We start from the raw sequence: 10,117 nt of genomic DNA on the forward strand, positions 1-10,117 counted from the left end.
AAATTAATCACAAGATTATGTCAGTAAAAATTAGATTACAAAGACACGGAAAAAAAGGGAAACCTTTTTATTGGGTTGTTGCAGCAGATGCAAGATCAAAAAGAGATGGTAAATTCTTAGAAAAAATCGGAACTTACAATCCAAACACTAATCCAGCAACTATTGATTTGAACTTAGAAAGTGCTGTTCAATGGTTACACAATGGAGCTCAACCAACCGATACGGCAAGAGCAATTTTATCTTACAAAGGTGCTTTATTAAAACACCATTTAGATGGAGGAGTTCGTAAAGGTGCTTTAACTCAAGAACAAGCAGATGCTAAATTAGCAGCTTGGTTAGATGAAAAAGCAAATAAAGTTGATGCGAAAAAAGCAGGATTATCTAAAGCGGATGAAGCAGCTAAAGCTAAAGCTTTAAAAGCTGAAAAAGAAGCTAACGCAAAACGTATTGCAGCTCAAGCTGAAGCAGCGAAAGTTGAAGAAGTAGCGGAAGAAGCTCCAGCGGTTGAAGAAACTGTAGTGGCTGAAGAAGCTCCAGCAGTTGAAGCAGTAGCTGAAGAAACTGTAGCAGTTGAAGAAACTCCTGAAGTTGAAGCAGTAGCTGAAGAAGATCCAGCAGCTGAAGAAAGCAACGAAGAAACAGAAGCTTAATCATACAGCGATTCCATGCGTAAAGAAGATTGTTTCTATTTAGGTAAAATCGCAAAAAAATTTAGTTTCAAAGGGGAAGTATTAGCGTATTTAGATACCGACGAACCCCAATTGTATCAAAATTTGGAATCAGTATTTGTTGAACTCAACAAAACACTGGTTCCATTTTTTATTGAAAGTAGTTCGCTTCATAAAGAAAAATTTCTACGCGTTCGTTTTGAAGATATTCAAAATGAAGAAGATGCTGACGAAATTATGGGCAGCGAAATCTACCTTCCACTTTCTATATTACCCAAATTAGAAGGCACCCAATTCTACTTTCACGAAGTAATAGGATTTGATGTGATAGATACTAAACATGGTAACATTGGAAAAATTGCAGCCATTAATGATAGTGGTGCGCAACCCCTTTTTGAAATTGACAAAAACGGAATAGAAATTTTAATTCCGCTAATTGATGATTTCATTATTGCTCTTGACAGAGAAAACAAAACCATTACTTTAGAAACTCCGGAAGGATTGGTTGATTTATATTTACAATAGTTTACAGTCGCAGTCTCAGTTTACAATTTTTTAAGTTGATTAAATTCTAACTTTATTCATTTTGTTCAAATTCAAAAAATTTTCCGTTAATCAAGACCAATGCGCTATGAAAATTGGCACAGATGGTGTTTTGCTTGGTGCTTGGACTCCGATAATTAATAATCCTTATAACATATTAGATATTGGTGCTGGCACTGGAATTTTGTCTTTAATGTTAGCGCAAAGAAGCAACGCTGAACAAATTGACGCTATCGAAATTGACGAAGAAGCATACGAACAATGTGTTGAAAATTTTGAAACTTCAGCTTGGAGCGATAAATTATTCTGTTTTCACGCAGGATTAGATGAATTTGTGGACGAACCTGAAGACGAATACGATTTAATCATTTCCAATCCGCCTTTTTATGCTGAAGATTTTAAAACAGATAATTCGCAACGTGACTTGGCACGATTTCAAGACGCAATGCCTTTTGATGAATTAATTGAAGCAGCAGCTTTATTACTTTCTGATAACGGAATATTTTCTGTGATTATTCCTTTTAAAGAGGAAGAAAAATTTGTTTCAATGTGTAAAGAATTGGATTTATTCCCATTCAAAATTACACGAGTAAAAGGAACACCAACCTCCGAAATTAAAAGAAGTTTATTGGCTTTTTCTCGGATAGAACAAACCCCTATAATAGATGAACTCACTATTGAAATTTCGCGTCATCAATACACCCCTGAATATATCGATATGACGAAGGATTTCTATTTAAAGATGTAATTTTAAATTATAACATTCGTTCATTGATTTGTTAAAAATCTTTACTTACTTTTGTTACTTTCAAAACGACAATTATGAAACCAGACTTATTTCAATCGCCAGATTATTATTTATTAGACGAATTATTATCTGACGAACATAAAATGGTGCGTGATGCTGCACGTGCTTGGGTTAAAAAAGAAGTTTCTCCTATCATTGAAGAATATGCACAAAGAGCAGAATTTCCGAAACAAATCGTAAAAGGTTTGGGTGAAATTGGAGGTTTTGGTCCTTATATTCCTGTTGAATATGGCGGTGCTGGATTAGACCAAATTTCGTACGGGTTAATCATGCAAGAAATTGAAAGAGGAGATTCGGGTGTACGTTCGACTTCTTCTGTTCAATCTTCACTGGTAATGTATCCAATTTGGAAATATGGAAATGAAGAACAACGCATGAAATATTTACCAAAATTAGCAACTGGAGAATTCATTGGATGTTTTGGTTTAACAGAACCTGATTATGGTTCAAATCCAGGTGGAATGGTAACTAATTTCAAAGATATGGGTGATCATTATCTTTTAAATGGTGCTAAAATGTGGATTTCAAATGCCCCTTTTGCTGATATTGCAGTAGTTTGGGCGAAAAATGAAGAAGGTAGAATTCACGGATTAATTGTAGAACGTGGAATGGAAGGTTTTTCAACACCAGAAACACATAATAAATGGTCGTTAAGAGCTTCTGCTACTGGCGAACTTATTTTTGACAACGTAAAAGTTCCGAAAGAAAACTTGTTGCCAAACAAATCTGGATTAGGAGCACCGCTAGGCTGTTTAGATTCAGCACGTTATGGAATTGCTTGGGGCGCTATTGGAGCTGCTATGGATTGTTATGATACTGCTTTACGTTATTCAAAAGAACGTATTCAGTTTGACAAACCTATTGGTGCAACACAATTGCAACAAAAGAAACTAGCTGAAATGATTACCGAAATCACTAAAGCACAATTATTAACTTGGCGATTAGGCGTTTTAAGAAATGAAGGAAGAGCAACAACTGCTCAAATTTCTATGGCGAAAAGAAACAACGTGGATATGGCTTTAACGATTGCTCGTGATGCACGTCAAATGTTAGGAGGAATGGGAATTACTGGAGAATATTCTATTATGCGTCATATGATGAATTTGGAGTCGGTTGTAACATATGAAGGTACACACGACATACATTTATTGATTACAGGAATGGATGTTACTGGTTTTCCAGCATTTAAATAAGGCATTTTTAGATTAAACAATAAATAAAATTGATATAAAATGCTTCTCTATTTGGAGAAGCATTTTTACTTTTGTATCCGAAAGAAATACACTTAAAATTATAACATTTTTAAAATGAATACAAATTCGATAAAAACCAAAATTGAACCGTTAAGACAAGAGTTGTTAAATCATCCTTTGTATGCTAAAATTCATACTATTGAGGATTTACATGTTTTTTTAACGCATCACGTCTATGCGGTTTGGGATTTTATGTCGTTGTTAAAAGGGTTACAAATTCATTTAACTTCGGTTTCTATACCATGGACGGCTTCACCAAATCCAGAGTTGCGCTATCTGATTAATGAAATTGTGGTAGCAGAAGAATCAGATTTGGCGTTAGACGGTTCACGTCAAAGTCATTTTGAAATGTATTTAGATGCTATGAAAGAATGTGGCGCCACTACTCAACCCGTTTTAGATTTTTTAGAAAAAGTGGCGAGTACGAAAAACGTTTTTGTTGCGATAAAAAATGCTAATTTACCTGACGAAGTTAAAGACTTTTTAAACTTTTCATTTATCGTTATTGAAACTGGACAACCACATAAAATTGCATCGGCATTTACATTTGGTCGCGAAGATTTAATTCCGAATATGTTTACTGAAATTGTTAAAAGTTTCCAGAAAAACTTTCCAGAAACAAATGTGTCTAAATTAATTTATTACTTTGAAAGGCACATTGAGTTGGATGCAGATGAACACGGACCAATGGCTATGAAAATGATTGATTACTTATGCGGTGATGACATCAAAAAATGGCAAGATGTTGAACAAGTTGCACAAGAATCACTTCAAAAACGAATAGGTTTGTGGAACGCTATTGAACGTTTAGTTGTTACTGAATTGGTTTAATTTATACAGAATAAAAAAAGGGGTCTAAATTTAGACCCCTTTTTATTTATACACTTATTTCTTATTCTTTTATTAATTTCTTACTAATTGAAATCGCATCAGAATTGGTAATTTTTACAATGTAAATTCCTTTAGCTAAGTTAGAAATATTTATTTCTTTGTTTGCAACACAATTATTTTCGGTTTGAATTAATTGTCCGGTTAGCGAATAAATTTCAACTTTTTTCGCATCTACAGAAATTTGAAATGCATTCGTACTTGGATTTGGGTATAGTTCTACTTTAGAAATTGCTTCAAAACTTTCATTAGATAATGCGGTAGAAAGTTGATTACCAAAAATTCTAAATTCGCCTGGACCTAATGTAATTTGCATGTTAGTTGCAGTTACATTTGTTGTGGTAGTATCCATCAAATTATACCACGTTCCGGTGTATGGAAAATCGGCAACTATATTTTGGTTACTTGTGTACAAATTTGCTAAAATAACTACATTTTTTAATTGCGTTGCAGGCAAAGCATTATCATAAATATAAATTCTTTGCTTTAAGTTATCAGACCCATCTGGAGCAATTGCATACTCTCCACTAAAAGCGGCTTCTCCTTTTTTTAGTTTAGTAAATTTAACATAATTGGAATAAATAGCACTTCTTGGGGTTGTTGTTAACCAGTTTTCTACCCATTGTGGTTGTGGCTTAATATCTAATTTACAATTTCCTGGTGTAGCATCAGTTTCGCTGTTAACAGAACCATTTTCACAAGTATAAATAGAATCGTCCATTCCTAATTCTTGAAAATGCCAAATCATTTTTGGACCAGGAATCAGCATGCTTATTGCGCCTAATGCAGACATTCTATTTATTGTATTGGTTTCGTTATTAAAGACTGGACTTGTACCAGAATTATTTCCATATGTTTTTGCTTCGTACATTAATCGGTCTTTGTCATGACTTTCAGGGTAACCTATTAAACGTTTACCTGAAAATCCTCTACTCACGTGACCCATTCTATTAATGTTCCCAGTGGTATTAGAATACCCCATTGCAAGCTCTTTGTATTGGGTAAACATTTCACCCCACATCATAATTCCTTTACCTTCAGATAATCTGTAATTTGCCCATTGTTGTTCTTCAAAATCTGAACCTAAATGTTCAAAAATAACATAATGATTTGGATCTAAAGCCCAAGAATAATCAGCATATAATTTTAATACTTCTACGCGATCTGTTTGATAACCATTAGTACACGATTCATTAGTACTTGAACAATTTTGAGTAAACCCTTTGGTTAAATCCCAACGGAAGCCATCAATTTTAAATTCTGTTATCCAATGTTTAAGCGTTCTATTTACGTATTCACGTGTAAAAGTACTGGTATGATTAAAATCTTCTCCAACACTATAACTATGCAGTGCAACGGTGTTAAAATAAGGGTTATCCGTGTTTGGTGGTCCCCAGCCATCTTGTACACCAGAATTAGTGTCATTCATCCACATTCTTATTAGAGGATTTCTTCCAAAGGCATGATTGAAGGCGATGTCTAGAATTACAGCAATTCCGTTTTGGTGGCATATATCTACAAATTCTTTGAATTTATTTTCAGTCCCATAAAATTTATCTAAAGCCATATGAAATGAAGTGTTATATCCCCAACTTTCATTTCCTTCAAATTCCATATTAGGCATTAATTCGATAGCATTGATTCCTAAGTTTTTAAAATAATCAATTTTATCAATTAGATCCTGATAATTACTATCTGAGTCAAAATCTCTTACAAGCACTTCATAAATAATTAATTTGTCTTTATTTGGTTTTGTAAAGTTTGTATTTTGCCAATTATAAGGTATTTTGCCTGTTTGAAGCACGGTTACTTCCCTTTCTTGACCTACTGGATAAGCTGGCAAGTTTGGATATGTTGATGCAGGTATCCATTGATCATCATAAGGTGATAATACCAAAGTGGAACAAGGATCTGCAGTTTTTACTAAATTTGGTGAATTAGTTGTTGGAGTTTGGTCTACTACCCAATATTGATACGTATATACTTGACCTGGTGTAAGTCCGGTTAATTCTAACCAAAATTTACTCCCTGTTGTATTTTTTTTCATTAAGTGCGTAGCATTAGGTACCCAATTGTTGAAACTTCCTGCAACATATATAAAATCTTTTCCTGGCGCTTCTAAAACCAATGTGGCTTTTGTAGCGTCTGTACTATTATAATTTATACCAATTTCTAATCCTGTTGGTAATAAAGCTGAAGGAACTACAGAAGGTGCCACAATCACACTAAACGATTTAGTTAATGTAATAGTTCCTTGTGTAACTTCTAAAGTAAAATTTGTGTTTGTTGTAATATTTGATGCAGTATAGCTGTAGCTTGTTGCTGCGGCATTTAAAGTATTAATAGTTGTTCCATTTGCTTTTAATACATAATTTGCTGCTCCGTTGGTATGATTTGCCGAAATAAATATGCTCCCACCAGAATTTAATATGGTATTTAAATTTAAAGGAGTTGCTATATTAAAATTAAATGCACCAACTTCTGATGTTATATCTTGAGATTTTTTATCCCCAGTTCCGTTTTTTGCCTTAACTAGAAAACCAATTTTTCCAATTCCTGTAAATCGGTTATAAAATGCATTTGGCGTAAGTGTATAGGTGTAGGTGTCTGTTCCTGAATTATAGACTAATTTATTTGTTTCATTTGAATCTGTCCAGGTTCCATTAGTTGGACAATCTAAAATATTGCTATCATTGATATCAAACGACCAAGCCCATAAATATAAATTATTCCCAGACGCCCAGGCAGATTCATTTACTGAATTTCCATTAATGGTTATGGTTATAGATTGATTGTCTTCAAATGTTGTCGGGGTTATCGAATACGTAATCGTTTGTAGTTGTGCAAATAAGAATGGAGCAAACAACAGCAGTAGTATACTTGTAATTTTTTTCATTTGTAATTTTTTTCTAACGATTATTAAATGTTTAATGATAAATATATTCGATTTTTTTAAATTAAAAATGAGCTATATGAAGTTCATATAGCTCATTTTCTTTGTATTATTAAAATTAATCTACAGATATAACTTTAGTAGTAGTATTAATTTTTACCAATCTTACTCCTGTAGGACCTGTATATCTAAAATTACTATCGCCATCTGCTGCATTAATTAATTCTGAGTCAATGGTGTATCCATTAGAAACATACCAAGGGAAATTTCTATTTGTACTTCCCCAGCTGTCTCCACCATCATTAGCTTCCCAAACTCTAAAAGTATCATTATTGGTTAATCTAACTGGTACTTCGTAAATATTATTAGATACAACTGGTAATTCAGTTTCGTTATTTCCAGTCCATGACCATCCACCTGGAGTTGCAGCTCCAACTAACCAGAATGAACTTGGTTCAATACCAGTTGTAACTGTACTTTTTGCAATACCAATAGTTTTAGTATTTTCATCAATTTTTACTCTATAAGTACCAGGAGTTCCTGTAAATCTGAAGTTACTATCGCCGTCATTAGCATTTACTAATACACTCACAATTTTGTATCCTAAGCCACTGTAGTATGGATAATTTCTTCCAGAACCCCAGTTACCACTTTGAGTAAAGAAACGGAATGTATCATTAATTAATCCAACTCTCATAGTTAATACGTTATTATCGCAAATTAAATTTGCAGGTGTATTCCATCCCCACCCAGCAGAAGGTATTCCAGCTCCAACAGCAAATTGACCTAAACAACCAAAAGCAGTTACATTATAGGTAATTACATTAGAATATAATGGTAATTGCCCTGCTACTGTAGCTTTAATTCTGAAATCTAATGGAGTAGAAACAAACGGCACAGCGCCTGCAGTTAATGCAGGAACATTTAATTGACCAGCTGTAATTGTTACATTTCTATTTGTAGTCGTTGATAAATCTTGTGCATTTGAAAAATCAGAACCATTTGGTGCTAATTGAACAGTATATGTTACACTTGCTGGTGTAGTATATTGCGCTTGATCCCATGTTAATGAAATTGCAGGATTATTTAAAGCGGTAGCACTTAAAATGGCACCTTCACCAGTTGTTGGTGTAATGATTTGAAATGATGCATTTGCTGCTGGCTGTATGTAAGCCAAGTTGCTTTCTTCTTCACAAGAAGATAATCCAGCAAATAAAGCGACTGTTAAAATTGATTTAAAAATATTTTTCATAACTATTAAATTTATATTGATTAATAACCTGTGTTTTGTGTTAAATTAGGATTTGATGCTAAACTAGTTGATGGAATAGGGAACACTTTGAAGTGATTAGAAATAGCTACTCCGCTTGAACTATTTCCTTTCCAAGTCCAGTTATAACTTCCGCCAACATATTTATTGAAACGAATTAAATCCTGTCTTCTGTGTCCTTCCCAATGTAATTCTCTTGAGCGCTCATCTAAAATAAAATCTAGAGTCAAGTCAGTTTGACTAATATTATTTGCTGTACTGTTGTTTGCTCTTTCTCTTAAATTGTTTACATAAGTAACTGCTTGAGTCATTGTTGCGTTTGCAGCACCTCTTTTAGCACATTCAGCATACATTAAATACACATCACTTAATCTGAATAGAGGGAAATCAGTATCCACAAAAGTCTGATTAGCACCTGCTACACCTGTAGACGTTTTATTTGAAAATTTACCTAATACAAATCCTTGACCTTGAAGTGCAATGTTTGTAATTTCAATTGGTCTAGAACCTGAAATGATAGTATTTCTTTCATCGGTTGAGAAAGTACTACCTGCAAATTTTTGAACAAATTGTTTTCTTAAACGTAGTGCGCCTCCCCAGCCACCAACACCAAATGTTGATCCGTTGTTTTCTACAGAACCAACTTGACCGTTAAGAATAACTGTTGTAGGCCCGTAATTTTGAGTAACTATTCCATCAGACTGTAACGTGAAAATCATTTCAGTTGAAGTATGATTGTCAGCAGTAAAGTTGTGTAAGTAGTTTGCTTCTAACGTATAACCACCACCTATTACATTATTACACATCGTTACACATTGGTCATATTTGTTTTGTCCAATATATACTTCAGCATTTAAATACATTTTAGCTAAAACCATCCATGCGAATGCTTTATCTACTCTTCCGTATTCATTTGTTCTTGGTGCTTTTAATGTTTGAGCAACAGCTAACATTTCTGTTTCAATAAAGTTAAACAATTGTTGTCTACTGTATTCAGGACCTGCTACACCTACCGCTTCATTTTCTGTATTAAACGGTGCTTTACCAAATAAATCCATTAAGTTATAATACGCATACGCTCTTAAAGCTCTTGCTTCTTCTCTGTATAAAGAAATATCTGCCAATAATGCAGGATTTGTTACGCCTCTTGCGCTTAATTTTGCTGGACTTGTTTGTCTTAAATATTCATTACAAAAAGCCACCTGAGCCATAGTTCTAGAGAACATACCTAAAATAATTGGATTACTAGTAGTCCAAGTATTTCTTTGTAATTCTGCTAATCCTGGGTCATTTTCATAACTCCAAATTACTTCATCTGTAGTTAAATTTTGTAGATTCCATAAACAACGTCCAAATTGACTTGTTCCGGCATCTAATCCTTGAATATTAGACGACCCAGCACCAGTTAATCCGGTTAACGATAAGTTGGCATATACACCACCTAATCCTGTTTTGTAGGATGCAGGAGAGTTAAAATATGCTTCTGTTAAAAATACATCATCATCTTCTGGCGTTATATTTAAATCATCTGTACAAGATGTAAATAACGCAAAAGAACCAATGACAACTAATAAATTAAATTTTATCTTTTTCATAATTCAATTTTTAAAATTTCATGTTTACTCCAAACAAAAATTGTCTTTGTCTTGGATAAATTGTGTTATCAATTCCGCTAAATACCTCTGGATCTAATCCTGAATATTTAGTAATTACAAACGCATTTTGAACGCCTGCGCTTAATCTTACTGAAGCTTTTCCTTCTAACCAATTAGGGAATGTATATCCTAATGTAAT

9 protein-coding genes are annotated in these 10,117 nt (G+C 33.6%); 5 read left to right on the forward strand and 4 right to left on the reverse strand.

All coding sequences use genetic code 11. The features are described 5' to 3' along the window. Positions 1–17: 17 nt before the first annotated feature. The 5 genes from ABWO04_RS07675 (at position 18) to ABWO04_RS07695 (ending at position 4,103) form a co-directional block, all read left to right on the forward strand. Positions 18–650: a 30S ribosomal protein S16 gene (locus ABWO04_RS07675; RefSeq protein WP_353078834.1), complete on the forward strand. Its 633-nt coding sequence runs from the start codon at positions 18–20 to the stop codon at positions 648–650. A gap of 15 nt (positions 651–665) precedes the next feature. Next, positions 666–1,193, forward strand: a complete 528-nt coding sequence (gene rimM, locus ABWO04_RS07680; RefSeq protein WP_353078819.1) for a ribosome maturation factor RimM — start codon at positions 666–668, stop codon at positions 1,191–1,193. Between the two features lie 61 nt (positions 1,194–1,254). Beyond that, entirely contained in the window at positions 1,255–1,959 is a 705-nt protein-coding gene (locus ABWO04_RS07685; RefSeq protein WP_353078821.1) for a tRNA1(Val) (adenine(37)-N6)-methyltransferase, read from the forward strand. Between the two features lie 74 nt (positions 1,960–2,033). After that, positions 2,034–3,212 (forward strand): acyl-CoA dehydrogenase family protein, encoded by a 1,179-nt coding sequence (locus ABWO04_RS07690; protein ID WP_353078822.1) that lies wholly within the window; start codon positions 2,034–2,036, stop codon positions 3,210–3,212. Positions 3,213–3,326: 114 nt separating this feature from the next. Further along, complete coding sequence (locus ABWO04_RS07695; RefSeq protein WP_353078824.1) at positions 3,327–4,103, forward strand: DUF3050 domain-containing protein; 777 nt, start codon at positions 3,327–3,329, stop codon at positions 4,101–4,103. A 61-nt stretch (positions 4,104–4,164) separates the two neighbouring features. Here ABWO04_RS07695 and ABWO04_RS07700 read toward each other — a convergent pair whose 3' ends face one another. The 4 genes from ABWO04_RS07700 to ABWO04_RS07715 all read right to left on the reverse strand — a co-directional run. Continuing rightward, positions 4,165–7,056, reverse strand: coding sequence for an alpha-amylase family glycosyl hydrolase (locus ABWO04_RS07700; RefSeq protein WP_353078826.1), 2,892 nt, complete (start codon positions 7,054–7,056; stop codon positions 4,165–4,167). Between the two features lie 115 nt (positions 7,057–7,171). Further along, positions 7,172–8,305, reverse strand: coding sequence for a SusE domain-containing protein (locus ABWO04_RS07705; RefSeq protein ID WP_353078828.1), 1,134 nt, complete (start codon positions 8,303–8,305; stop codon positions 7,172–7,174). Between the two features lie 20 nt (positions 8,306–8,325). Beyond that, positions 8,326–9,918, reverse strand: a complete 1,593-nt coding sequence (locus tag ABWO04_RS07710) for a RagB/SusD family nutrient uptake outer membrane protein (protein WP_353078830.1) — start codon at positions 9,916–9,918, stop codon at positions 8,326–8,328. A gap of 10 nt (positions 9,919–9,928) precedes the next feature. Beyond that, on the reverse strand, positions 9,929–10,117 hold a 189-nt coding region (locus ABWO04_RS07715), incomplete at its 5' end, for a hypothetical protein (protein WP_353078832.1).

Source organism: Flavobacterium sp., assembly GCF_040382755.1.
In the GTDB taxonomy this organism is placed as follows: domain Bacteria; phylum Bacteroidota; class Bacteroidia; order Flavobacteriales; family Flavobacteriaceae; genus Flavobacterium.